25 protein-coding genes and 1 tRNA gene are annotated in these 22,434 nt (G+C 62.0%); 13 read left to right on the forward strand and 13 right to left on the reverse strand.

Annotation, left to right across the window (positions count from 1 at the left end):
* Nucleotides 1–7: 7 nt before the first annotated feature.
* The 3 genes from JQ863_RS13440 to JQ863_RS13450 all read right to left on the reverse strand — a co-directional run bounded on the left by JQ863_RS13440 (nt 8) and on the right by JQ863_RS13450 (nt 3,142).
* Nucleotides 8–1,096 (reverse strand): porin, encoded by a 1,089-nt coding sequence (locus JQ863_RS13440; RefSeq protein WP_204114665.1) that lies wholly within the window; start codon nt 1,094–1,096, stop codon nt 8–10.
* 228 nt (nt 1,097–1,324) lie between these two features.
* A tRNA-Leu gene (locus JQ863_RS13445) sits at nt 1,325–1,409 on the reverse strand.
* An 83-nt stretch (nt 1,410–1,492) separates the two neighbouring features.
* Nucleotides 1,493–3,142, reverse strand: coding sequence for an NAD(P)H-hydrate dehydratase (locus tag JQ863_RS13450; RefSeq protein ID WP_204114666.1), 1,650 nt, complete (start codon nt 3,140–3,142; stop codon nt 1,493–1,495).
* A gap of 171 nt (nt 3,143–3,313) precedes the next feature.
* Here JQ863_RS13450 and JQ863_RS13455 point away from each other — a divergent pair, with 171 nt between their 5' ends.
* Both JQ863_RS13455 and glnA read left to right on the forward strand, forming a co-directional pair.
* Nucleotides 3,314–3,652, forward strand: a complete 339-nt coding sequence (locus tag JQ863_RS13455) for a P-II family nitrogen regulator (protein WP_204114667.1) — start codon at nt 3,314–3,316, stop codon at nt 3,650–3,652.
* Between the two features lie 43 nt (nt 3,653–3,695).
* Nucleotides 3,696–5,102: a type I glutamate--ammonia ligase gene (gene glnA, locus JQ863_RS13460; RefSeq protein WP_204114668.1), complete on the forward strand. Its 1,407-nt coding sequence runs from the start codon at nt 3,696–3,698 to the stop codon at nt 5,100–5,102.
* Nucleotides 5,103–5,174: 72 nt separating this feature from the next.
* Here the strand turns inward: glnA and JQ863_RS13465 are convergent, their stop codons facing one another.
* Complete coding sequence (locus JQ863_RS13465) at nt 5,175–5,924, reverse strand: heme-dependent oxidative N-demethylase family protein (protein WP_204114669.1); 750 nt, start codon at nt 5,922–5,924, stop codon at nt 5,175–5,177.
* A gap of 120 nt (nt 5,925–6,044) precedes the next feature.
* Between JQ863_RS13465 and dddP the strand changes: the two genes are divergently transcribed.
* Both dddP and JQ863_RS13475 read left to right on the forward strand, forming a co-directional pair.
* Nucleotides 6,045–7,385 (forward strand): dimethylsulfonioproprionate lyase DddP, encoded by a 1,341-nt coding sequence (dddP, locus tag JQ863_RS13470; RefSeq protein WP_204114670.1) that lies wholly within the window; start codon nt 6,045–6,047, stop codon nt 7,383–7,385.
* 92 nt (nt 7,386–7,477) lie between these two features.
* Nucleotides 7,478–8,698: a bifunctional alpha/beta hydrolase/OsmC family protein gene (locus JQ863_RS13475; protein ID WP_204114671.1), complete on the forward strand. Its 1,221-nt coding sequence runs from the start codon at nt 7,478–7,480 to the stop codon at nt 8,696–8,698.
* A gap of 28 nt (nt 8,699–8,726) precedes the next feature.
* Here the strand turns inward: JQ863_RS13475 and JQ863_RS13480 are convergent, their stop codons facing one another.
* The 3 genes from JQ863_RS13480 to JQ863_RS13490 all read right to left on the reverse strand — a co-directional run bounded on the left by JQ863_RS13480 (nt 8,727) and on the right by JQ863_RS13490 (nt 10,039).
* Nucleotides 8,727–9,044, reverse strand: coding sequence for a hypothetical protein (locus JQ863_RS13480; protein ID WP_204114672.1), 318 nt, complete (start codon nt 9,042–9,044; stop codon nt 8,727–8,729).
* Between the two features lie 9 nt (nt 9,045–9,053).
* Entirely contained in the window at nt 9,054–9,611 is a 558-nt protein-coding gene (locus JQ863_RS13485; RefSeq protein WP_204114673.1) for a hypothetical protein, read from the reverse strand.
* A gap of 74 nt (nt 9,612–9,685) precedes the next feature.
* On the reverse strand, nt 9,686–10,039 hold the full coding sequence (locus JQ863_RS13490; protein WP_204114674.1) for a hypothetical protein: 354 nt from the start codon (nt 10,037–10,039) through the stop codon (nt 9,686–9,688).
* An 83-nt stretch (nt 10,040–10,122) separates the two neighbouring features.
* On the opposite strand from JQ863_RS13490, the gene purB reads away from it, so the two are divergent.
* The 6 genes from purB to JQ863_RS13520 all read left to right on the forward strand — a co-directional run bounded on the left by purB (nt 10,123) and on the right by JQ863_RS13520 (nt 15,336).
* Nucleotides 10,123–11,430, forward strand: a complete 1,308-nt coding sequence (gene purB / locus JQ863_RS13495) for an adenylosuccinate lyase (RefSeq protein WP_204114675.1) — start codon at nt 10,123–10,125, stop codon at nt 11,428–11,430.
* Nucleotides 11,431–11,507: 77 nt separating this feature from the next.
* The gene (locus tag JQ863_RS13500) at nt 11,508–11,672 is read left to right on the forward strand and encodes a hypothetical protein (RefSeq protein ID WP_204114676.1); all 165 of its coding nucleotides are present in this window, start codon (nt 11,508–11,510) and stop codon (nt 11,670–11,672) included.
* Nucleotides 11,673–11,851: 179 nt separating this feature from the next.
* Nucleotides 11,852–12,394, forward strand: a complete 543-nt coding sequence (locus tag JQ863_RS13505) for a tetratricopeptide repeat protein (RefSeq protein WP_204114677.1) — start codon at nt 11,852–11,854, stop codon at nt 12,392–12,394.
* 76 nt (nt 12,395–12,470) lie between these two features.
* Nucleotides 12,471–13,526: a flagellar motor switch protein FliG gene (locus tag JQ863_RS13510; RefSeq protein WP_204114678.1), complete on the forward strand. Its 1,056-nt coding sequence runs from the start codon at nt 12,471–12,473 to the stop codon at nt 13,524–13,526.
* A gap of 44 nt (nt 13,527–13,570) precedes the next feature.
* Nucleotides 13,571–14,443, forward strand: coding sequence for a DMT family transporter (locus JQ863_RS13515; protein ID WP_204114679.1), 873 nt, complete (start codon nt 13,571–13,573; stop codon nt 14,441–14,443).
* Nucleotides 14,440–15,336, forward strand: coding sequence for a lysophospholipid acyltransferase family protein (locus JQ863_RS13520; RefSeq protein ID WP_204114680.1), 897 nt, complete (start codon nt 14,440–14,442; stop codon nt 15,334–15,336). The genes JQ863_RS13515 and JQ863_RS13520 overlap by 4 nt, the downstream gene beginning before the upstream one ends.
* On the opposite strand, the gene JQ863_RS13525 is transcribed toward JQ863_RS13520, so the two are convergent.
* A complete protein-coding gene (locus JQ863_RS13525) occupies nt 15,337–16,035 on the reverse strand; it encodes a DUF1223 domain-containing protein (RefSeq protein WP_204114681.1) in 699 nt (232 codons plus the stop codon).
* Between the two features lie 205 nt (nt 16,036–16,240).
* On the opposite strand from JQ863_RS13525, the gene acnA reads away from it, so the two are divergent.
* The 3 genes from acnA to JQ863_RS13540 all read left to right on the forward strand — a co-directional run bounded on the left by acnA (nt 16,241) and on the right by JQ863_RS13540 (nt 19,594).
* Complete coding sequence (gene acnA, locus JQ863_RS13530) at nt 16,241–18,925, forward strand: aconitate hydratase AcnA (protein WP_204114682.1); 2,685 nt, start codon at nt 16,241–16,243, stop codon at nt 18,923–18,925.
* Between the two features lie 136 nt (nt 18,926–19,061).
* Complete coding sequence (locus JQ863_RS13535) at nt 19,062–19,316, forward strand: type II toxin-antitoxin system CcdA family antitoxin (RefSeq protein ID WP_204114683.1); 255 nt, start codon at nt 19,062–19,064, stop codon at nt 19,314–19,316.
* Entirely contained in the window at nt 19,304–19,594 is a 291-nt protein-coding gene (locus JQ863_RS13540; RefSeq protein WP_204114684.1) for a CcdB family protein, read from the forward strand. The genes JQ863_RS13535 and JQ863_RS13540 overlap by 13 nt, the downstream gene beginning before the upstream one ends.
* A gap of 3 nt (nt 19,595–19,597) precedes the next feature.
* Here JQ863_RS13540 and JQ863_RS13545 read toward each other — a convergent pair whose 3' ends face one another.
* The 5 genes from JQ863_RS13545 to ccmA all read right to left on the reverse strand — a co-directional run bounded on the left by JQ863_RS13545 (nt 19,598) and on the right by ccmA (nt 22,387).
* The gene (locus tag JQ863_RS13545; protein ID WP_204114685.1) at nt 19,598–20,137 is read right to left on the reverse strand and encodes a DsbE family thiol:disulfide interchange protein; all 540 of its coding nucleotides are present in this window, start codon (nt 20,135–20,137) and stop codon (nt 19,598–19,600) included.
* Nucleotides 20,130–20,282, reverse strand: coding sequence for a heme exporter protein CcmD (gene ccmD / locus JQ863_RS13550; RefSeq protein ID WP_420826274.1), 153 nt, complete (start codon nt 20,280–20,282; stop codon nt 20,130–20,132). Before ccmD ends, JQ863_RS13545 begins: the two co-directional genes overlap by 8 nt.
* Nucleotides 20,279–21,031 carry a heme ABC transporter permease gene (locus tag JQ863_RS13555; protein ID WP_204114686.1) on the reverse strand — a complete coding sequence of 251 codons (753 nt, stop codon included), beginning with the start codon at nt 21,029–21,031 and terminating at the stop codon, nt 20,279–20,281. Before JQ863_RS13555 ends, ccmD begins: the two co-directional genes overlap by 4 nt.
* 85 nt (nt 21,032–21,116) lie before the next feature.
* The gene (gene ccmB / locus JQ863_RS13560) at nt 21,117–21,773 is read right to left on the reverse strand and encodes a heme exporter protein CcmB (RefSeq protein WP_204114687.1); all 657 of its coding nucleotides are present in this window, start codon (nt 21,771–21,773) and stop codon (nt 21,117–21,119) included.
* Nucleotides 21,770–22,387 carry a heme ABC exporter ATP-binding protein CcmA gene (gene ccmA / locus JQ863_RS13565; RefSeq protein ID WP_204114688.1) on the reverse strand — a complete coding sequence of 206 codons (618 nt, stop codon included), beginning with the start codon at nt 22,385–22,387 and terminating at the stop codon, nt 21,770–21,772. The genes ccmB and ccmA overlap by 4 nt, the downstream gene beginning before the upstream one ends.
* Nucleotides 22,388–22,434 lie beyond the last annotated feature (47 nt).

The following is a 22,434-nucleotide window of genomic DNA, read 5'->3' on the forward strand; positions in this document are numbered from 1 at the left end:
TGTCGGCTCAGAACTTCCAGCGCGCACCGAACAGATAGGAATTGGCATCCTGATAGGTCGTTGCCGTGGTGTCGGCATAGCCGTACTGACGGAACCCGAAGTAAACCTCCAGGTCGGCGCTGTCGATCTCCTGGACAATGCCGATCCCGACCGCGTCGCTTTCGTCACCGGCGCTCACATTGTCCTGCCCCATGTAATAGTCGACCGCGATGCTTGTCGTGCCGAACGCGAAGAAGTCACGCCGAACCCCAAGCTTGCCGTAGATGTAAGAGGCATCCGCGCTGTTCTGACCGGCGGCAACGGTGACGTTGAAACCCGAGGGCATATGCAACGCCGAGAATGTCCCGGCATATTGGTGCGTGGTGCCGCCACCATCCATGTCGTTCCACAGAACACCGGCGCTGGCGACATATTTCATCGACCCGAACTCGCGCGCATAGCGGGCGGCCACGTCATAAAGCACGTCGTCGTTGCCGCTGGACAGGATCTCGGTCCCGACAGACGCCGACAGGGTCAGCCCCCCCAGATCGGGCGAGTCATACCGCAGCCGGCCTTTGCGAGAGCCGTCGAAGTTCGGATAAACCGACCCGACCTTGACCGTCGACAGCGCGCCACCGCTGGTGCGGAAGAAGAACCCGCCCGCGGAGTCGCCAATGGCGTTATAGGTGGTCAGCGACGTGCCCGAGAGATCGGAATTCGTGACCCCGTCCGTGGCCATCGACCCCTGACCGACCGAGAAGGTCCCCGCGGTCGAAGTTTCAAAGATCGCGTCGATCTTGCGCAGCTTGGTCTTGTCCCAGTCCCAGATATCGGGCGTGGTGGTCTGGCTGATCGACGACGTGCCACGGAAACCAAGTGCGGTTTCAAAGTTGAACTTGAATGTCGCGCTCGACATCGGACGTTCCCACCAGATGCCGATCCGCGACGGCGCGTGGCTGCTGTCGGCGAATTCGGTCGTGGTGGTTGCGCCGTCGTCAAAGCTGACAATGGCCGGGTTCACAAATCCGTAAAACCGGAACCCATCTTCCGCGGCAGCGGTCTGCGCCATGCCAATACCCAGCGGCAGCGCCGCCAAACCTGCATAAATACGTTTCATTTCAAAGCTTCCCATCTCAGCTAATATCCGACTCTGGATCGAGTCGCGCTCTGGCCAAAGAATATGATCCGCCAATCCCAAATTGCAATCTCAGCAGAACAGCTTTCCGGCTGGTGTGGCTTCCCGTCCGAACCTTGCCCGGCACGCATTTTCGCATTCCTCTGCGCACGCCCAAACACCCCGAGGCAAAACGCCGCGACATGATTTGCAATTTTCCGGGAAAAAAAGTGGTGCGGGTGGAGGGACTTGAACCCCCACGCCTCGCGGCGCCAGAACCTAAATCTGGTGCGTCTACCAATTTCGCCACACCCGCACGGTGCGCGGTGCATAGCAAAGCTGAAATCGGGATGCGAGAGGAAAATTCCGGCGCGGGGCGACAATTCTGTTCGCAACCGTTTAGGTCGCAAGCTCTTGCAGCACGCGGGGCAGAATCTCGGGCAGGTCCTCGGCGATCAGGCCCGGTCCGAAGGTCCGCGCGCATTCGACATGCAGCCAGGCGGCGATTTCGGCGGCTTGCATCGGCACGAAACCGCGCGCGAGAAGTCCGGCGATGAACCCGGCCAGCACATCCCCTGCCCCGGCCGTCGCCAACCACGGCGCGGCGCGGTCGTAATGGGCCGAGTTGATGCTGCACGCGCCGGTCAAATCGGCAATCACCGTATCCGGCCCCTTGAACAACACCGTGCAGCCCGCGCGAGCAGCGGCCTCGCGGGTGGCGTCGACCTTGGAATAGGCCGGCCCCGTGGTGGCTGGTGCTATCAGCCTAGCGTGGATGTCGGGGAACAACCGCTTGAACTCGCCTTCATGCGGGGTCAGCACGCAGTCTTCGTGCAGCATATCGAACAGCACTTCGGGCGCATCGGCAAACCCCGTCAGCGCGTCGGCGTCCAGCACCGTTGCGCGCTTTTGCTGCAATGCCACCGGCACCAGATCGCGCGCAGGTTCAAGTCCCATTCCCGGGCCAAGGCACAGCGCGTTGATCCGGTCATCCTGCAACACATGGCTCAACGCACCTGGATCGCCCACTTCGCACATCATCAGCGCCGTGATCTGCGCCGCGACCTCGGCCTGCGCCTCATGCGGCACCCCCAGCGTCACCAGCCCCGCCCCGATCCGCAGCGCCCCCCGCGCCGCCAGCCGTGCCGCGCCGGTCTTGCCTGCGCCGCCCGACAGGATCAGCGCGTGGCCGTGGGAGTATTTGTGGTCACCGTTCTTGAAAACAGAATCGTCAGGTGCGTCCACCGCCAGAATCGGGTCAGATGTACTTGTTACACCAAGGTTCGCCCCCGGCCCGGGGGTGGGGGCGATTTCGCCCCCGCCCTGGGGGGCGGGTCGGGGGCGAACCGGGGCTGAAGCCCCGGGTGAACTGTTGAGACCAATGTCCTTGACCACGACCAACCTGCACTCAGAAGGACCATCGGCCAGTTGATGGCCGAGTTTTTGACGGTGAAACGTTACCGTGATCGCGCATTCCGGCAACGGTGGATCAAAAGCGCGAAGCCCTCTTCCACTGTCTGCGCAAACGCCACTTGGCATGTCGACAAACACCCATTTGGAGAAAGCAAATGAATCTGTTGCGGCCGCAATGCTCATGATGTGGCAAATCTCGTCATTCAACCGTCGTACCAGTCCGGTTCCAAACAATGCGTCGACGACGAGAATTTCAGCGCCAGAGACGTTTGCCTCGGACCGGACCAGCTGATCAACGGCAAGTGGCTTGACCTCCCCCATCTCCCCCCACCGCTCATAATTCACCTTTGCATCCGGCGGCAGCTTTTCGGCATCCCCGTAGAGGAAAACCTCCACCTCCCAGCCCCACTCCTTCAACAGACGCGCCACGACAAACCCGTCGCCGCCGTTGTTGCCGGGGCCGCACAAAACCACGGCGCGATGCGAGGTTTTTGCCAGTTCGGGCCATTCCTCGAACACCGCTTCGACCACGCCCCGCCCGGCCCGCTCCATCAGCTCCAGCCCGGTCACCTCGCCGGAATCAATCGCCGCCTTTTCTATGGCGCGCATTTGGGCAGCAGTGAGTAATTCGGTCACTTTGTGATCCTTTGCGATTCAATTCAGCGCGAATTTCGCGCAATATGCCCATTTTTTGTGCAGCCGGCAGGAATCCACCGCCCCGCGCCACCCCGCGTCACCTTAGCCAATTGTGGACCGACAAGAGAAGTGGTCTGAGCGGTGCAAGCACCATTGGTGAGGGAGTCACACATGAAAAAAATCGAAGCGATCATCAAACCCTTCAAGCTCGACGAAGTGAAGGAAGCGCTTCAGGATGTGGGCGTTCAGGGCCTCAGCGTCATCGAAGTCAAGGGTTTTGGCCGTCAGAAAGGCCATACCGAGCTTTATCGCGGCGCCGAGTATGTCGTGGACTTCCTGCCCAAAGTGAAGATCGAGGTCGTTCTTGACGACGACCAGGTCGACGGCGCGATCGAGGCCATCGTGGACGCTGCCAAGACCGACAAGATCGGCGACGGCAAGATCTTTGTCTCGACCATCGAACAGGCCATCCGCATCCGCACCGGCGAGTCCGGCTCGGACGCGCTTTAAGCCACGAATTCAAACTACATCTCTAGACAGAAGGAACCAGGGAATGAGCGCAGACGCAGTTCTCCAGCAGATCAAGGACGAAGGCGTAGAATACGTCGACATCCGTTTCACCGACCCGCGCGGTAAGCTTCAGCACGTCACCGTGATGGCCGATCAGGTCGACGAGGACTTCCTTGAAGAAGGCTTCATGTTCGACGGTTCGTCGATCGCAGGCTGGAAATCGATCGAAGCATCGGACATGAAACTGATGCCCGACACCACCAGCGCCTATGTCGACCCGTTCTATGCCGAGAAAACCCTCTGCATCCACTGCTCGGTTGTCGAACCCGACACCGGCGAAGCCTATGAGCGCGACCCGCGCGGCACCGCGCAGAAGGCCGAAGCCTATCTGAAATCGTCGGGCATCGGCGATGTGGCCTACATGGGCCCCGAGGCGGAATTCTTCCTGTTCGACGACGTGCGTTTCTCGAACTCGATCAACAAGGTATCCTACGAAGTTGATGCGCTGGACGCGTCGTGGAACACCGATACCGAATATGAAATGGGCAACACCGGCCACCGTCCGGGCGTCAAGGGCGGGTATTTCCCGGTGAACCCGATCGACGATGCACAGGACATCCGCTCGGAAATGCTCTCGACCATGAAGCGTCTGGGCATGAAGGTCGACAAGCACCACCACGAAGTGGCCTCGTGCCAGCACGAGCTGGGCCTGATCTTCGACAGCCTGACCAAACAGGCCGACGAGCTGCAGAAATACAAATACGTCATCCACAACGTTGCCCAGTCCTATGGCAAATCGGCAACCTTCATGCCGAAGCCGATCGCAGGCGACAACGGCACCGGCATGCACGTGAACATGTCGATCTGGAAAGACGGCAAGCCGCTGTTCGCAGGCGACAAATACGCCGACCTGAGCCAGGAAGCACTGTATTTCATCGGCGGCATCCTGAAGCACGCGAAAGCGCTCAATGCCTTCACCAACCCGTCGACCAACAGCTACAAGCGTCTGATCCCCGGTTTCGAAGCGCCCGTTCTGCGCGCGTATTCGGCCCGCAACCGCTCGGGTTGTGTCCGTATTCCGTGGACTGAATCGCCGAAAGCCAAGCGCGTCGAAGCCCGCTTCCCCGATCCGTCGTCGAACCCCTACCTGTGCTTCGCGGCACTGCTGATGGCCGGTCTTGACGGCATCCAGAACAAGATCGATCCGGGCGAAGCCATGGACAAGAACCTCTATGACCTGCCCGCCGAGGAACTGGCCGGCATCCCGACCGTCTGTGGTTCGCTGCGCGAAGCCATGGAAGAGCTGGAAAAGGACATGGACTTCCTGCTGGCAGGCGACGTGTTCACCAAGGACCAGATCCAGGGTTACATCGACCTCAAGATGGAAGAGATCGAAACCTACGAACACACCCCGCACCCGGTCGAATTCGGCATGTACTACAGCTGCTGATCCGGTTTCGGAGAGTTTCGGGAAAGGGCGCTTTCGGGCGCCCTTTTCTTTTGCCTGCTGGTCAGGTCGATTTCAGACCGCCAGCGCCGCCTCGGGCAACAGATAGGTGTGGATCGAGAAGACCACCGCATCGCTTTCAGGCAGACGCATGATCGCCTGCCGCTCACTGCGCATGAAACGGGGATGGCCGGGTCGACAAATCGGACGCGCGTCGCCTTCCAGCCGGGGCTGATGCAGCGCGGGATCGTCATACCAAAGCGCGTTGAACCGCCAGATCGGGCGCCCCACCCGCACGCCGTCAAACAGCCGCTGCACCCGGCGGGCGATGTTGTCGTCATAGCTTTCGACCGGGACATGGATCGCCAGAAGCGGTTTCAGGACCTTCTGCGCCAGCGTCCAGCTTGCCGGAAAACACAGGATCGCGCCGGTCAGGACATGTTCGTCGCCGCGTTTTTGCAAGATGCAGAAGTCATCTTGCAGAATGACCCCCAAAACCTGCAAAGGATGGTCACGGTCAATTGCGACCGCGCGCCCGTCCGGGGTGGTGATCTGATCTCCCGCCCTCTCGAACCCTATGGGCGCAAGCCGCGCGATCTCGGACAGGGCGAACTCCAGCAATTCCTGCGCGGCGGGCAATGCCTCGGGGTCCATCGCATGCACCGCCTCGGGGCGTTCGGCGATCAAGCGCACCCGTTCTGCCATCTGCCCGGCATAGGCTTCGTCGATCAGAAGCCAGTCATCCGGGTCCAGCGGCGCGATCCCCGGCAGGGGGCGCGGCGTCAGCGGGTCATAGGGGATGGTGTCATGCAGGATCAATGTCATGCCCCTGACTAGCAATCACATCCCGCGCCTGCACTCCAAAACCGAACCCGATGGTCGCTTTTGTGCATGACGCCCCACCCCGCCCGCCAACACCATGGCAGGAACAGCAGGAGGGCCCGCATGGACACGCATTACCGCGACACCCGCAAGATCGACCCGACCAAGGGCGCAAAACTGGGCGACGGCACGGACAACACTGGCGACCGGATCGAGATCGGCCCCACCGCGCTCGCCTATCAGGAATGGGAGGTCGCCGGACTGGTCCTGCCCGACCTTGCCGCCATGCGCCATTATCGCTGGGAACGGCTGACGCGGCATATCGTGGATCGCGGATATGGCGGGCTTTTGATGTTTGACCCGCTGAACATCCGCTATGCCACCGACAGCACCAACATGCAGTTGTGGAACACCCACAACCCGTTCCGCGCCGTGCTGCTATGTGCCGATGGCTATATGGTGATCTGGGACTACAAGAACTCTCCCTTTCTCAGCAAATTCAACTCCTTGGTGCGGGAACAGCGGTCGGGCGCGGACCTGTTCTATTTCGACCGGGGCGACAAGGTCGATGTGCAGGCGGATGTCTTTGCCAACGAGGTGCGCGTGCTTTTGCAGGAACATAGCCCCGGCAACACCCGGCTTGCCGTGGACAAGATCATGCTGCACGGGTTGCGCGCGCTTGAGGCGCAGGGGTTTCAGATCATGGAAGGCGAGGAAGTGACCGAGAAGGCCCGCGCCGTCAAAGGCTCCGACGAGATCCTTGCCATGCGCTGCGCCCACCATGCCTGCGAAACCGCCGTCGCCGCGATGGAGGATTTCGCCCGCGCCAATGTCGGTGACGGACAGACAACCGAGGATGACATCTGGGCGGTGCTTCATGCCGAAAACATCCGGCGCGGCGGTGAATGGATCGAAACCCGGCTTCTGGCCTCGGGCCCGCGCACCAACCCGTGGTTTCAGGAATGCGGCCCGCGCATCACCCAAAGAAACGAGATCATCAGCTTCGACACCGACCTGATCGGCTCATACGGGATCTGCATCGACATCTCGCGCAGCTGGTGGATCGGCGACCGAGCGCCACGGCCGGACATGGTCTATGCCATGCAACACGCCCACGAGCATATCATGACCAACATGGAGATGCTGAAACCCGGTGTGACGATCCCGGAACTTTCCGCCAATACGCATCGGCTGGACGACAAGTTTCAGGCCCAGAAATACGGCTGCCTGATGCACGGGGTCGGGTTGTGTGATGAATGGCCCCTTGTCGCCTACCCCGACAGGGCCGTGGCGGGCGCCTATGACTATCCGCTTGAACCCGGCATGGTCCTCTGCGTCGAGGCCTGTGTCGGCGAGGTCGGGGGCGATTTCTCGATCAAACTGGAAGATCAGGTTCTGATCACCGAAACCGGCTATGAAAACCTGACGACCTACCCGTTTGATGCCGCCCTGATGGGGCGCTGACGCGTTCTCAACATCGCGTGACAGCCCGGTTCCGCCCCTTGGGTTTTTGACGCCCAGCGCCCATCCTGTCGGGAAACCGACAGGAGCCCGCCATGCCGACCCAACGCATCACATTCCCCGGACATGATGGCCAACTGCTTGCCGCGCGGCTGGACCTTCCCGAAGGTCCGCGGCTGGCCACGGCGCTGTTTGCCCATTGCTTTACCTGCGGCAAGGACATTGCCGCCGCGCGACGTATCGCCGGGCGCCTGGCCGCGATGGGGTTTGCGGTCCTGCGCTTCGATTTTACCGGGCTTGGCCATTCCGAGGGCGAGTTCGCCAACACCGGGTTCACCTCGAACCTGGAAGACCTGCAGGCAGCAGCGGCATGGCTGTCGGAACAGGGCATGACCCCAGATATGCTGATCGGGCATTCGCTGGGCGGGGCCGCAGTTCTGGGCGTCGCCCCAAGGATCGGGTCCGTGCGCGCGGCGGTGACAATCGGCGCCCCGTTCGATCCCGGCCACGTGATTGAAAACTTTTCCGACCACCTGGCCGAGATCAAGGAACAGGGTCGCGCCTCGGTCTCTTTGGCCGGGCGCAGGTTCTGCATCAGCGATAGTTTCGTGCGCGACGTGACCGAAGCCTCGCTCAGCGATGCCATCGGGCAGTTTCGCGGCGCGTTGCTGGTGATGCACGCCCCCCGCGACGAAACCGTCGGAATCCAGAACGCCGCTGACATCTTCATGGCGGCCAAACACCCGAAAAGCTTTGTGACGTTGGATGATGCCGATCACCTGGTCTCGCGGGCCGAGGATGCAGAATACGCCGCCGAACTCATCGCCGCCTGGAGTGCGCGTTATCTCGACCTCGTGCCCCCGGCCCCGCCGATTGGCGCGCCCGAAGGGGTCGTGCGTGCGTCCGAAGCGGACCCCAAGGGGTTCCTTCAGGATGTAAATTCAGGCCCCAACCACCACGCGCTGGCCGACGAACCCGAGGCCTATGGCGGCACCAACCGGGGCATGTCCCCCTATGGGTTCCTGTCCGCCGGGCTTGGGGCCTGCACCTCAATGACCATTCGCATGTATGCCCGGCGCAAGGGCTGGCCCCTGACCCATGTCGAGGTCGATGTCTGTCATGACAAGGTCCACGCGCAGGATGCCGGGGCGCGGGTGGGAAACAAGGTCGACCTGTTTCGCCGGGTGATCCGGCTTGAAGGCGCGCTGGATGAAGATCAGCGCGCAAAGCTTTTGGAAATCGCCGACAAATGCCCGGTCCACCGCACATTGGAAGGTGGCGCAAAGGTCGAAACGAGACTGGCCGGGGCTGATTGATCCCGGCCAGTTCTTGTCTTGATTACGCTCAGCGCGCCCGTGGCATCGGACGGGGTGTTGGCCGGGGCGCGGGCAAGGGTCGCGTGACCGGGAAATCCGGGTTGGGCGGGCGTGTCACAGGTGGTGGGCCAACCGTCGGCGGCGGCGGCTCGATCGGATTGCCGGGTTTGGGCTGAATCGGTCGGTTCCCCGGAGGCCGGTTCCAGTAATAGTCGTTCCATAGAAACGAGTCGTAATAGACCCCTGTGCTGGCACTCCCGGAGGGGCCGTTGCAGGCGGCCACAAGCGGAAGTATCGCGACAAGCGCAGCGGCAAGTCCCACGCGGGTTTTCAAAGTCCTGGCCATGTCTATCTCCTACCGCACAACTCGGAACGAATCGAACACGGCGTTCAACTGTGCCACGCGTCCGGGATCGGCTCCGGGTTCGACAATGGCCACCGCGACGGCCACATGCGGCCCGGGCAGGTCGATGACGGTGGCGGTGAAGTTGATGGTCCGCCCGCCGCGCCGACCGGTGCCATTTGCCACGACAGCCTTTTGCCCACCGATACGGCGGGAATAGGCCTCGGCGATCTCGGCATCTGACAACAACGACGGCCCGACATATTGCAGGTATTCATAGGCCTCCTCCAGCGTGGTCACGCCATCGGGCACAACAAAACCCATCCAGACGCCGTCGCGATCCACCGGCTCCAGCCCGATCACCCGGCTGACGGGCCTGTCCTCGCCATGCTTGGGATCATTCAGCACCCGGTCGCCACCGGATCGCATGTACCAGAAATCCGGCACATCAATTGTAAAAACGGGCTTATTGCCTTCCAGGTAAGTGATTGGCACTTCGGCCAGCGCCGGGGCCGCGTTCATACCCGCCAAAAGACCCAGGACCGCAAGGCCCCGCCTCAGTCGTGTCATCTGCAAAATCCTTTCGTTCGAATATTGCCACTTTGCCCGCCACCGCCAAGGGATGTCCACAGGACCGGGCACTGTTAGTCGGCCGTGCCGACAATTCTTCCTTCGGTCACATGACCGCTTTCACCGATGAACCGCACATGGCCCTTTCCGTCGGCCTCTACCCCATAGCAGGCCCACCCGTCTGCCGGCGGCCACTGGCTGCAGTAACGACCCGCGCGTGTTTCCCAATAGCCCCAGCTGGGACGTCCCGAGTCATATAGTGTGCGCCCCGAAACATAGAAGGACTGGCTGGCACCGGAATATTCCACCGTCTTGCCCGCCAAACTGCCGGCGATGCCCGCATCGTCCAGCACCCGCCAGTCCCCGGCTGACACCGGCGCAGTCGTGCCGCTTAACAAAACACATGAAATAAGGGCAAATCGAAGCATATCCGCCGCTCCTGCCTTGTTGTTTTCGCGCCCGCAGTCTAAACCGCGCGCGATATCCCCGTAAATCACACGAAGGCCGTGACATGATCCCTCGCTATGCCCGCAAAGAGATGACCGACATCTGGGAACCCGCCACCAAGTTCAAGATCTGGTACGAGATCGAGGCCCACGCCTGCGACGCCATGGCCGATCTGGGCGTGATCCCGCGTGAAAACGCCGATGCGGTCTGGAAGGCCAAGGATGTCGAATTCGACGTCGCCCGCATTGACGAGATCGAGGCCGTCACCAAACATGACGTCATCGCCTTCCTGACCCACCTGGCCGAACATGTCGGCTCGGAAGAGGCCCGCTTCGTGCATCAGGGCATGACTTCGTCCGACGTGCTGGACACCTGTCTGAACGTGCAGCTTGTCCGCGCCGCCGATATCCTTCTGGACGGTATGGACAAGGTGCTGGCGGCGCTGAAGAAACGTGCGTTCGAACACAAGGACACTGTACGCGTCGGCCGCAGCCACGGCATCCACGCCGAACCGACCACCATGGGCCTGACCTTCGCGCGCTTCTACGCCGAGATGGACCGCAACAAGAACCGTCTGGAAAAGGCCCGCTGGGAGGTCGCCACCGGCGCGATCTCGGGTGCGGTGGGAACCTTCGCCAACATCGACCCGGCGGTCGAGGAACATGTCTGCGAAAAGCTGGGCCTGCGCCCCGAACCGATCAGCACCCAGGTGATCCCGCGTGACCGCCACGCCATGTTCTTTGCCACGCTGGGCGTGATCGCCTCGTCGATCGAAAACATCGCCGTCGAAATCCGCCACATGCAGCGCACCGAGGTTCTGGAAGGGGCCGAGTTCTTCTCGATGGGTCAGAAGGGCTCGTCGGCGATGCCGCACAAGAAGAACCCCGTCCTGACCGAAAACCTGACCGGCCTTGCGCGCCTTGTCCGCATGACCGTGATCCCGGCGATGGAAAATGTCGCGCTCTGGCATGAACGTGATATCTCGCATTCGTCCGTGGAACGCGGCATCGGCCCCGATGCCACCGTCACGCTGGACTTCGCCCTGAACCGTCTGGCGGGCGTGGTCGACAAGATGCTGATCTTCCCCGACAACATGCTCGACAACATGAACAAGTTCCCCGGCCTCGTGATGTCGCAGCGCGTGCTTCTGGCCCTGACCCAGGCCGGTGTCAGCCGCGAAGACGCCTATGCCATGGTCCAGCGCAACGCGCTGAAAGTCTGGGAAGAGCGTCTGGACTTCCGCGAGCTGCTGCTGGCAGACGACGAAGTCGTGGCCGCTCTGGGTGTCGATGCGATCAACGAAAAGTTCGACATGGGCTATCACACCAAACATGTCGACACGATCTTCAAACGCGTCTTCGGCGAGGCCTGAGCGCCGCTCATCTTTACGTGATTTGGCGCAAATCGGACCTTCGTGATACGATCTCCCGGACAACAGGGAGATATGACATGAAAACCAAGTCGCTGATTTGCGCCTTTCTCCTCGCCCTGGCTCCGGTCTCGGCAATGGCGATGGGGTGTGGCCCCGATCACTTTGACCAGACGGCATCCTGCAAGGCGGGCACGGTCTGGGACAGCACAAGCCGCACCTGCGTGCCAAAGACCACAAGTTGAGTCAGCCCTCCGGCTTCCGCATCCAACGCGGGGGCCGTTTTTCTTTTTGGACAATTTGATCCAGGGTTTGTGCGCCAGCGTATTCCCCTTTGACAAGCAAGAACCGCCCGATTGCTCCTTTCCGTTTTGGGGCGCACGTCCTCGGGCCATCGAACGAAAACACATTCAGAGAGTTCACCATGATTGCCAAGAAAGCCCTGTCCATCGTCGCAATTGCCGCCCTTGCCGGACCAGTCTTTGCCGCTGGGGGCGATGGCGGAGACGCGCCGGCGCCGACCACCGGCACCAAGACCTGCCTGTTTGGCAAGGTCTGGGACGCCGATGCGGGCAAATGCGTGAAGCCGGACAAATCCAGCCTGTCGCTGGACCAGAAAATCGACGCCGTGCGGGAACTGGCCTACGCTGGAAAATACGAACACGCCCAGGTCATCCTGTCCTCGATCAAGGACCAGACGGACGACCGCGTAATGACCTACTGGGGCTTCACCACCCGCAAGATGGGCGATGTCGACGCTGGAATGCGCTATTACAACAAGGCGCTGGCGACCAACCCGGACAACCTTCTGGTGCGCTCCTACATGGGGCAGGCGCTGGTTGAAATGGGCAGGCTGGACCTTGCCCAGACCCAGCTGTTGGAGATCCGCATGCGCGGCGGCGCGGGCAGCTGGCCCGAAGTTTCGCTGGCCGAGGCGATCCGAACCGGCCGCACCCATAACTACTGACCAAGTCAAACGGTGTTGAAACTTTCTTCACCGTTCGGCGGTTAGATCACCGGGACCAGACCGGGAAGGTTCCGCCATGACCACGACAGAAACGGCGGCGCTGACACAGGCGCCGCCGGTTGCGTTTCAGACCAGCCGCCTCAGCCGCCGCCAGAAGGCCGCGATCATCGTGCGTTTCCTTTTGAACGAAGGGGCCGAGGTGCCGGTTGCCAACCTGCCGGACCACCTACAGGGCGATCTGACCCACCTGATGGGATCCATGCGCTATGTGGATCGTGAAACCCTGTCGCGCGTGGTGATCGAGTTCGTGCAGGAACTGGAAGCGGTGGGCCTATCCTTCCCGGATGGTATCGGCGGTGCGCTGGACGTGCTGGAAGGCCGGATCAGCCCACTGACCGCGGCCCGTCTGCGCAAGGAAGCGGGGGTGCGCGCCTCCGGCGATCCCTGGTCCCGCCTGCGCGCCCTGCCGGTCGACGATCTGCGCGACCTGATCGACAGCGAAAGCACCGAAATCGCCGCCGTGATCCTGTCCAAGCTTGAGGTGACAAAGGCGGCCGAACTGTTGCAGGCCATTCCGGGCGACACCGCGCGGCGCATCACCTATGCCATTGGTCAGACGGCCAATATCACGCCCGAGGCCGTGGATCGGATCGGGCTGACGCTGGCTTCGCAGCTGGATGAAAGACCGCCAAGCGCTTTTGCCGATCCCGCCACCGCCCGGGTAGGCGCAATCCTCAACTTCTCGCCCGCCGCAGTCCGCGAGTCCCTGCTTGACGGGCTGCAGCAGACCGATGCCCCTTTTGCCGATGACGTGCGCAAGGCGATCTTCACCTTCGGCGACATCCCGGCACGCATTGCCCCCGCCGACGTGCCGCGCATCCTGCGCGAGGCCGACCCCGACGCCCTGTCGACTGCGCTTGCCTTTGCCCTGTCGGGCGACCTGGCGGATGCGGCTGAGTTTCTTCTTGGCAACACGTCGAAGCGCCTGGCCGAACAATTGCGCGAAGACACCGCCGAGTTGGGCGACATCCCGATGAAAGACGGTGAGGCCGCTGCCAATACCGTCATCGCTGCCATCCGGCGGCTTGAGGACGCCGGCGAAATCAGCCTGATCCAGCCTGAAGATAACTGAACGCGCGGCTTTACTTTCCGCAAGCCCCGGCCCTAAGTGACGGCATGAGCACCTCTGGCCCAAACTCCCGCGCGATCCTGTTGATGATCGGCGCCGTCCTGTGTTTTTCGCTGATGGATGCGGCGGTCAAGGCGCTGGCCCCCCGGATCGGCGTCCTTCCCACGCTCTGGACGCGCTACGCCGGTCAGATGCTGGTCGTAATGATCCTGGTGTCACCCCGGTTTCGGTCGGTGCTGAAAACACGCTATGTCTGGCTACAGCTTCTGCGCTCGGTCTTTCTGTTCTGCGCCACGGGCAGCTTTTTCATTGCCATCTCGCGTGTCGGTCTGGCCGAGGTGACGGCGGTGATGAACGTGAACCCGGTTCTGATCACGCTGGGCGCCGGGTTGATCCTGGGCGAACGCCTTGGTCCGCGCCGCATCGCCGGGATCGCCGTCGCCATGATCGGCGCGCTGATCGTGATCCGCCCCGGCGCCACGGCCTTTTCCCCGGATGCGCTGTTCGCGCTTCTTGGGGCGTGTTTCTATTCCGCCTATTCGCTGACCACCCGCTATGTCGGCAAGAATGAGGACGTATGGACCTCGATGATCTACACCTCGGCCTTCGGTACCGTGATCCTGACCGCCGCCCTGCCCGCCTATTGGCAAACGCCCGACATGCCCGCCCTTGGGCTGATGGCGCTTGTGACCGTCTTTGGCACAACCGCGCAGCTACTTCTGATCCGCGCATTGTCGGCGGGTGAAGCCAGCATGCTGGCGCCGTTTGCCTATTGCGGGCTGATATTCGCAACGGTCTGGGGGCTGGTGTTCTTTGCCGAAATCCCGGATGCCCTGACCATATCCGGCGCACTTGTGATTGCGGGTGCGGGTCTCTATGTCTGGCACCGCGAGACATTTGGCAAACGATCCCACACATGAGCGCCGACACCCCCCCCCTTTCGACGCGCATCGCGCATTACACGTCGAACCTGATTATCGTCGGGCTGATCCGCTTTGCCTTGCTGATCCCATACGAAAAGCGGGTTCCGATGATGGGCTGGCTGGTGTCGCATGTGATCGCCCCCATTGCGGGTTGGCGCAGGCGCGTGCGCCGCAACCTCGCCTATGTCCTGCCGGATCTGCCGAAAGCCGAGGTCGAACGCCTGGCCCGCGCGGTGCCCGACAATGCCGGGCGCACGCTGATCGAGATCTACTCGGGCCAGGAGATGGTCGACCGCGCCATCCGCGCGCCCGTCACCGGGCCGGGGTTGGCCAAGCTGGAAGCCGCCCGCGCCGCGGGCCGTCCCGTCATTCTCGTGACCGGGCACATGGGCAACTACACCGCTGCCCGCGCCGCGCTGATGCACCGCGGTCACATGATGGGCGGGCTCTATCGGCGCATGTCGAACGCCTATTTCAACACCCATTACGTAGCGGCGATGGAAAAGACCGGGAAACCCATGTTCGAACAGGGCCGCAAGGGAATGGTCGAGATGGTGCGCCACCTCAAGGGCGGCGGCGTGCTGGGCATTCTGACGGACCTGCACTTTGGGGCGGGCGAAAAGCTGGATTTCTTCGGCAAACCCGCCGCAACCAGCCTTGTCACCGCCGAGCTTGCGCTCAAGTTCGACGCGGCCATGATCCCGGTCTACGGGCTGCGCGCTGCAAACGGGCTGGATTTCGAGATCGTGATGCAGGACGAGATCGCCCATACCGACCCCGTCACCATGACCCAACAGGTAAATGACGGGCTGGAACAGCTTGTCAGGTTACATATGGATCAATGGTTCTGGATTCACCGCCGCTGGAAAGTCGATCCAAAGGCCGCCTGATCAGCGCAGCGCCGCGGCCGCGAGGATCGGACCAAAGCCGCGTTCCTGCACGATCACAACCACCGGGCCCGCCGAATCCATCGCCCGTTCGATCGTGAAGGGGCGGTCGCCGTTCCACTCCGCCAACTGGTGCCATTCACGCACGATATTGGCATAGCTCAGCACCTTGCCTGCGTTTTCGCCCCGCTTGATCGACACTTTCTTGCCCGGCTCATAGCGCACCAGCTGCACCACCATCGGGCCGCGATAGCTGCTGGACGAAGCCGACACACGCACCTTGCCCCCGACCTTTTCCAGGGTCAGGTCAACCTTGCGATCCATTTTCTTGTGCTTCTGGATCAGCGCCTCGACTTTTTCGGGGTGATTGCCGACCACGTGGTCTTTGCCACCGACAATCATCTGCGGCGTATAAACCGACCGTTGCCCGGCGGCATGGGCATAGCCCTTCTGACGCTTGGTATAGCGGGGATCGGCGAACAGGTCTTTCCAGCCAATATAATCCCAATAATCGACATGCAGCGCCAAGGCGATCACATCGTCACGCCCCGCCAGTTCCTGACGCAGATAGGCATCCGCCGGCGGACAGGACGAACACCCTTGCGAGGTATAAAGCTCGACCACGACGGGCCGGTCATCCGCCCATGCAGCCAGGGTGCCCAGTGTCCAGAAAACCGCGATTAGGTGGATCAGTCGCTTCATGATCGGTCATATCCCCTTTGAACCGTTCCTTCCGTTCTAGGCGGTCCGTTTTGAAATAACCAATCAACTAATGCTGAACCGACGGTGAGGATTGAAATTCCGCCCCAAGGTCATAGCTCTGGTGCAGCCCCTTGATCGGGTCGACGCAACCCGTCAGAATTGAGGCCAACACACCCTGAGAATTGTAAAACAAGGGAGATTTCACATGCCCATTCTCGTTGGACAGGACAGCGCAAAGACGCGGAAAACACTGACGGCCGGCGACCAGTCCGTCGCATATTATTCCATCCCCGCCGCCGAGGCCGCAGGCTTGGGCGACTTTGCCCGCCTGCCCGCCGCGCTGAAAGTCGTGCTGGAAAACATGCTGCGGTTCGAGGACGGCAAGACCGTCACACTGGACGATATCCGCGCCTTTGGCGAATGGGGCGCCAATGGCGGGCAGAACCCGCGCGAGATCGCCTATCGCCCGGCGCGCGTGCTGATGCAGGATTTTACCGGCGTGCCGGCGGTGGTTGACCTTGCCGCGATGCGCGACGGGATTGTCGGGCTCAAGGGGTCGGCGGCCAAGATCAACCCGCAGGTGCCGGTGGACCTGGTGATCGACCACTCGGTCATGATCGACGAGTTCGGCAACCCGCGTGCCTTCCAGATGAACGTCGACCGCGAATATGAACGCAACCTCGAACGCTATACTTTCCTGAAATGGGGCCAGTCGGCCTTTGACAATTTCCGCGTCGTGCCGCCGGGCACCGGGATCTGCCACCAGGTCAATGTCGAATACCTGGCCCAGACCGTCTGGACCGATACCGACCAGTCCGGCGCCACCGTCGCCTACCCGGACACGCTGGTCGGGACCGACAGCCATACCACCATGGTCAACGGCCTCGCCGTGCTGGGCTGGGGTGTCGGCGGGATCGAGGCCGAGGCCGCCATGCTGGGTCAACCGATCTCGATGCTGATCCCCGAGGTCGTGGGCTTCCAGCTGACCGGGGAGATGGTCGAGGGCACCACCGCCACCGACCTTGTGCTGAAAGTGGTCGAGATGCTGCGCGCCAAGGGCGTCGTCGGAAAGTTCGTCGAGTTCTATGGCGACGGGCTGGATCACCTGCCGCTGGCCGACCGCGCCACGATTGCGAACATGGCACCGGAATACGGCGCGACCTGCGGCTTTTTCCCGATCGACGGCGAAACCCTGCGCTATCTGCGTCAGACCGGCCGGGATGAAGACCGCATCGCATTGGTCGAAGCCTATGCCAAGGAAAACGGCATGTGGCGCGGGGCGGATTACGCGCCGATCTACACCGACACGCTGGAGCTGGACATGGCCAGCATCGTCCCGGCGATCTCGGGTCCGAAACGTCCGCAGGATTACGTTCCGCTCACTAATGCAAAAGAGGCGTTCCGCCGCGAGATGGAATCGACCTTCAAACGCCCGATGGACAAGGAAGTCCCCGTCGCGGGCGAGGATTACACCCTGTCGTCGGGCGATGTGGTGATCGCGTCTATCACCTCCTGCACCAACACCTCGAACCCCTACGTGATGATCGGCGCCGGGCTGGTGGCGCGCAAGGCCGCCGCGCTGGGGCTGAACCGCAAGCCGTGGGTCAAGACCTCTCTTGCGCCGGGGTCGCAGGTGGTGACCGAATACCTTGAGGCAGCGGGGCTGCAGGATGACCTCGACAAGATCGGGTTCAACCTTGTCGGCTATGGCTGCACCACCTGTATCGGCAACTCTGGCCCGATCCAGAAGGAACTGTCCGAAGCCATCGCAACGGGCGACCTTGTCGGCGTGTCGGTCCTGTCCGGGAACCGCAACTTCGAAGGCCGGATCAGCCCGGACGTGCGCGCCAACTACCTGGCTTCGCCGCCTTTGGTGGTGGCCTATGCGCTGGCGGGGACGATGGATATCGACCTGACAACCGAGCCATTGGCGCAGACGCCGGATGGCAAGGACGTCTATCTGAAAGACATCTGGCCCACCAATGCCGAAATCGCGGCGCTGGTCGAGAAAACCGTCACCCGCGAAGCGTTCCAGGCCAAATATGCCGATGTTTTCAAGGGCGACGACAAATGGCGCAGCGTTGAGGTGTCGGGGGGCGAGGTCTATGACTGGCCCGCATCCTCGACCTATATCCAGAACCCGCCCTATTTCCAGGGCATGGGGCCGGAGCCGGGCAAGATCGAAAACATCATCGGCGCCAAGCCGCTTTTGATCCTTGGCGACATGATCACCACCGACCACATCTCGCCCGCCGGGTCATTCAAGGAATCCACCCCCGCCGGCCGGTATCTTCTGGAACATCAGGTGCCGCCGCGCGAGTTCAACTCTTACGGTTCACGCCGGGGCAATCACGAGGTCATGATGCGCGGCACATTCGCCAATATCCGCATCAAGAACGAAATGCTGGACGGCGTCGAAGGCGGCTACACCCTTGGCCCGGATGGTCAGCAGACCAGCGTCTTTGACGCATCCACGGCCTATCAGGCACAAGGCACGCCGCTGGTGGTGTTCGGCGGTGAACAATATGGCGCCGGGTCCAGCCGCGACTGGGCCGCCAAGGGCACAGCGCTGTTGGGCGTGAAAGCCGTGATCGCCGAAAGCTTTGAGCGCATCCACCGCTCGAACCTTGTGGGCATGGGTGTCATCCCGTTTGAATTCACCGCAGGCGAAACCCGCAAGACCCTTGGTCTGAAAGGAAATGAGACGGTCTCGATCACCGGTCTTGATACGATCCAGCCGCTGCAAGAGGTGCCCTGCACGATCACCTATGCGGACGGAACCGTGAAAGAGATCACCCTCAAGTGCCGCATCGATACCGCCATCGAGATCGAATATGTCGAACATGGCGGCGTGCTGCATTACGTGCTGCGCGATCTGGCAAAGGCGTAGGCGCCTGCAAGGACGAAGGAAAAGCCCCGGTCAAATGACCGGGGCTTTTTGGGTTGATCCGCGCCCAGGGTCAGGATGGGCATTGCGCACGTATCTGCTGCGGTATAGTTTTGCGGTATAAAGACGGAGTATTCCTGTGCCAACCGCCCAAAAACGCAAAACTTCACTCACGATTGATGCTGATGCGCTGGACCAAGCCAAAGAGCTTGGCATCAATGTCTCGGCCATCGCCGAAGCGGCGGTGCAGGCCGCAGTCGCCGAAAAGCGCCGCAAGGCGTGGCTGGCTGAAAACGCTGACGCCTTTGCGGCGCAGGCCGATTGGCATGAGCAGCACGGCCATCCGCTGGCCGAGATCATCGCAGCGCCTGGGGCCACATCTTGGAAAGACTAAGTCGCTTTGACGTAGCCGAATATAAGGGCGTCTCGATGGTCGTGGTCGAAAGCGACCTGTTGCCGCCTGACCCGGCCGTCGTCGTGATACCGCTTTTGCACGACTATCCAGCGGTGCGCTTGTTGAACCCCAGCATTCATCACGGCGGGCAGCACCTGATCCTTGCGACACGGCTGATCGCAGCCGTTCAGCGCGCCAGTCTGCGCCGCACCGGAACGGTGACCGATCAGGGCGATCGGATCACGAGGGCGATAGATGTGTTGATGGCAGGAGTCTGAGGGTCAGTTCCCGCCCGCTTCCGCCATCGCGGGCCGCAGCCGTGTCTCAAGTTCACGCTGGGTCACAGGACCGGCGACGCGTGTGATAATGTTGCCGTCGCCATCCACAAGATAGGTTTCAGGCACGCCATAAACCCCCCAGTTCAGCGCCATCTTGCCCTCTGGATCGGCTCCGCCCTTTTCAAAGGGATCGCCCAGATCGGCAAGGAACTTGATACCGTTCTCGGGCTTGTCCTTGTAGTTGACGCCATAGATCGGCATCCCCTCGGCGGCGAGCTGCATCAGGGTCGGATGCTCGACCCGGCAGGGCGCGCACCAGCTGGCCCAAAAGTTCACCAGTTTCATCTTGCCATCACGCAGGTCGGCATCGATGAAGGGTGTCATCTCGCCCAGTTGCACCACCTGCACCCCCGGCGCGGGTTTGCCCGCCAGCGCGGTCGGCAACTCGTTCGGGTTCTCCCGCGCCATGCCGAACAGGAACATCGCCGCGATACCTGCAAAGATCAGCGGCGGCGCCAGCATCATTGGTGAAACCTTAGCCATTCTTGCGCGCCTCCACGTTCTGCAATTCCGCCCGCGCCTTGCGCCCTGCACGAACAGACATCCAGAGCAGCCCAAGGATCAAAAACAGCGACACGCCATAAGACGACAGCACCGCAAAGGCGTATTTTCCCAGATCAGGCATCATCCCAGCCTCTCCCGTGCCAAGAGCGCCTTGGTGCGGCGCTTGTGAATTTCGGTGCGTGTGCGCAGGAAGACCAGCGCGATGAACAGGAACACGAAGCCAAGGATGCAAAAGGCCAGCGGATAGAAGAAGACGTTTGATACTTTTTCCTCGGTATCCGTGCCCGTCACCGCCCCTGCCCTCATGACGGACGCGCCCTGGTGCAGGCCCTGGTTCCAGAAGTTGACCGCATAGCGGCTGAGGATCGCGAATACCGATCCGACAAGGCACAGGACCGCGGTCAGGTCTGCGGCCGTGTCGGGGTTGTCGATCGCCTCCCACAGCGCGATGTAGCCGAGGTAGAAAAGGAACAGGATCAGGAACGAGGTCAGGCGCGGGTCCCAGGCCCACCAGGTGCCCCACATCGGCTGTCCCCAGACCGCGCCGGTAAACAGCGCGATCAGCGTCATCACCACGCCCACGGGCGCTGCGGCCTTGGCCGCCAGCGCCGAAACATGGTGGCGCCGGATCAGCCAGATCAGCGAAGTGACCAGCATCATGAACCAGATATTGATCGCCATCAGCGCCGAGGGCACGTGCAGATAGATGATCTTGACCGTCGATCCCTGCCGGTAGTCGTCGGGGGTCAGGAAGAACCCCCAGAACAGCCCGACCACCAGCGTCACGCCAGCGATCCCCATCGCCCAGGGCAAGACCCTGTCGGCAGTGCGGATGAACTTTACCGGGTTCGCGTATTCCCAGATGGATGCCATGTCGCGTTTCCTATCCGTCCTTTGGTCGTCTTGCACATCACATGTCAGAGAGTGCGCAGGACTGCCTTGATATGCGTTAAGTGCCTCACCGCAGGTTCACCCGCAAGACCAGCGCGCTGGCAAAAGGCAACAGCGCGATCGCGCCAAATGTGATCCCCGCCAGCATCAGCATCGGGGTGGTGGTGTCCATGCCCTCGGCCCCGCGCCGCGCCAGTTCCGCGCCGAAGATCAGTGTCGGCACATATAGCGGCAGCACCAGCAAGGACAGCAAGAGGCCGCCCCGCTTGATCCCAACAGTCAGCGCCGCGCCAAACGTGCCGATCACGCTCAGCGCCGGGGTGCCCAGCACCAGCGAGGTGACAAGCCAGAGATAGCCCTGCCCCGGCAGGTTCAAGAGCAGGCCGAACAGCGGCGAGGCCACGCAAAGCGGCAGGCCCGTGGTCAGCCAATGCGCCAGCGCCTTGATGCTGACGATCCCTTCCAGCGGCAGCGGCGAGGTGGCCAGCAGGTCAAGCGACCCGTCCTCCCAGTCCAGCGCAAAGATGCGGTCCAGCGACAACAGGCAGGCCAGAAGCGCGCCGATCCACAGGACTCCGGGCGAGATCTTTGCCAGAAGGCTGCTTTCCGGCCCCACGCCAAATGGCACCATGACCGTCACGATCAGGAAAAACGCCAGCCCCAGCCCGAACCCGCCGCCTGCGCGGAAGGCCAGTTTCATATCCCTCTGCAACAGCGCAATCATAGGAAATTCTCGTCAAATCCGTCGGCGCTTTCGCGCGGCTTGGCCCGGAACGGCCCGACATCGAAAATCTCGGCCACAAGACCAAGGTCGATATGGGTCGCAATCAGCGCCATGCCGTCGCCCGCAAGATGGGTGCGCACCGCGTTGGCGAACATCTCGACCGAGGCGACGTCCAGCGACACGGTCGGCTCGTCCAATATCCAGATCGGTCGCCCGGTGACCAGAAGGCGTGCCAGCCCAAGCCGGCGTTTCTGCCCCGCCGACAACGCACCCGCAGGCCGGTCGGCCAGTGGCTCAAGCTCGAACGCGGCCAAGGCGGGGGCAATGTCGCGGGTGCCGAAAATCTCGGACCAGAAGCGCAGGTTCTCGACCACCGACAACATCGCCTTCAGCCCGTCGGAATGGGCGGCATAGGCGATGGTTTCCGGCGGGCAATCCACGGTTCCGCCAATCGGCGGCTGCAACCCGGCCACGGTGCGCAACAGCGTGGTCTTGCCGACCCCGTTCGGCCCGCGCAACACCAGCGCCCGGCCCGGCTCTAGCGTGAAATTCAGCCCCTCAAGCACAGGGATCCCCCCGCGCGAAATGCCAAGATCGGTGACAGTCAACTTCATGAGGCTTGGCTTACCCTGTTTCGGGACGGTGTGACAGTGACCTAGAT

Origin of the sequence: Shimia biformata (assembly GCF_016888515.1) — a bacterium.
Taxonomy (GTDB): domain Bacteria; phylum Pseudomonadota; class Alphaproteobacteria; order Rhodobacterales; family Rhodobacteraceae; genus Shimia_A; species Shimia_A biformata.

Bases quoted from the DNA above. Each gene is read 5' to 3' on its own strand.
- JQ863_RS13440 (WP_204114665.1), bottom strand. From the start codon at position 1,096: ATGAAACGTATTTATGCAGGTTTGGCGGCGCTGCCGCTGGGTATTGGC.
- JQ863_RS13455 (WP_204114667.1), top strand. From the start codon at position 3,314: ATGAAAAAAATCGAAGCGATCATCAAACCCTTCAAGCTCGACGAAGTG.
- glnA (WP_204114668.1), top strand. From the start codon at position 3,696: ATGAGCGCAGACGCAGTTCTCCAGCAGATCAAGGACGAAGGCGTAGAA.
- JQ863_RS13465 (WP_204114669.1), bottom strand. From the start codon at position 5,924: ATGACATTGATCCTGCATGACACCATCCCCTATGACCCGCTGACGCCG.
- dddP (WP_204114670.1), top strand. From the start codon at position 6,045: ATGGACACGCATTACCGCGACACCCGCAAGATCGACCCGACCAAGGGC.
- JQ863_RS13475 (WP_204114671.1), top strand. From the start codon at position 7,478: ATGCCGACCCAACGCATCACATTCCCCGGACATGATGGCCAACTGCTT.
- JQ863_RS13480 (WP_204114672.1), bottom strand. From the start codon at position 9,044: ATGGCCAGGACTTTGAAAACCCGCGTGGGACTTGCCGCTGCGCTTGTC.
- JQ863_RS13485 (WP_204114673.1), bottom strand. From the start codon at position 9,611: ATGACACGACTGAGGCGGGGCCTTGCGGTCCTGGGTCTTTTGGCGGGT.
- JQ863_RS13490 (WP_204114674.1), bottom strand. From the start codon at position 10,039: ATGCTTCGATTTGCCCTTATTTCATGTGTTTTGTTAAGCGGCACGACT.
- purB (WP_204114675.1), top strand. From the start codon at position 10,123: ATGATCCCTCGCTATGCCCGCAAAGAGATGACCGACATCTGGGAACCC.
- JQ863_RS13500 (WP_204114676.1), top strand. From the start codon at position 11,508: ATGAAAACCAAGTCGCTGATTTGCGCCTTTCTCCTCGCCCTGGCTCCG.
- JQ863_RS13505 (WP_204114677.1), top strand. From the start codon at position 11,852: ATGATTGCCAAGAAAGCCCTGTCCATCGTCGCAATTGCCGCCCTTGCC.
- JQ863_RS13510 (WP_204114678.1), top strand. From the start codon at position 12,471: ATGACCACGACAGAAACGGCGGCGCTGACACAGGCGCCGCCGGTTGCG.
- JQ863_RS13515 (WP_204114679.1), top strand. From the start codon at position 13,571: ATGAGCACCTCTGGCCCAAACTCCCGCGCGATCCTGTTGATGATCGGC.
- JQ863_RS13520 (WP_204114680.1), top strand. From the start codon at position 14,440: ATGAGCGCCGACACCCCCCCCCTTTCGACGCGCATCGCGCATTACACG.
- JQ863_RS13525 (WP_204114681.1), bottom strand. From the start codon at position 16,035: ATGAAGCGACTGATCCACCTAATCGCGGTTTTCTGGACACTGGGCACC.
- acnA (WP_204114682.1), top strand. From the start codon at position 16,241: ATGCCCATTCTCGTTGGACAGGACAGCGCAAAGACGCGGAAAACACTG.
- JQ863_RS13545 (WP_204114685.1), bottom strand. From the start codon at position 20,137: ATGGCTAAGGTTTCACCAATGATGCTGGCGCCGCCGCTGATCTTTGCA.
- ccmD (WP_420826274.1), bottom strand. From the start codon at position 20,282: ATGATGCCTGATCTGGGAAAATACGCCTTTGCGGTGCTGTCGTCTTAT.
- JQ863_RS13555 (WP_204114686.1), bottom strand. From the start codon at position 21,031: ATGGCATCCATCTGGGAATACGCGAACCCGGTAAAGTTCATCCGCACT.
- ccmB (WP_204114687.1), bottom strand. From the start codon at position 21,773: ATGATTGCGCTGTTGCAGAGGGATATGAAACTGGCCTTCCGCGCAGGC.
- ccmA (WP_204114688.1), bottom strand. From the start codon at position 22,387: ATGAAGTTGACTGTCACCGATCTTGGCATTTCGCGCGGGGGGATCCCT.